We start from the raw sequence: 293 nt of genomic DNA, 5'->3' as shown, positions 1-293 counted from the left end.
ATCATGACGCCTGCTTCGGCCAGCCAGCGATTGATGGTCTTGAACAATTGGCGGGCCAGTTGATGCTGCTCCAGCAGGTGGCGGAAATTCATGATGGTGGTGCGGTCCGGCAAGGCGCTATCCAGGGATAACCGGGCAAACAGACGGATGGAGGCGATTTCGTACAGAGCATCTTCCATCGCGCCATCGCTCAGGTTGTACCAATGCTGCATGCAGTGAATGCGTAGCATGGTTTCCAGCGGATAAGGTCGCCGGCCATTACCAGCCTTGGGATAAAACGGCTCGATGACTTC

At 56.0% G+C, this 293-nt stretch carries 1 protein-coding gene; it reads right to left on the bottom strand.

All coding sequences use genetic code 11. The annotated features are described in order from the left end of the window. The coding region (locus J9889_RS23710; protein WP_210558459.1) for a transposase at positions 1-293 on the bottom strand (293 nt) is incomplete at both ends.

The sequence above is a fragment of the Aeromonas sp. PrichA-15 genome, assembly GCF_017939245.1.
GTDB classification, from domain to species: Bacteria; Pseudomonadota; Gammaproteobacteria; order Enterobacterales; family Aeromonadaceae; genus Aeromonas; species Aeromonas caviae.
The sequence above is the reverse complement of the archived record's forward strand: the minus strand, read 5'-3'. Positions and strand labels throughout refer to the sequence as shown.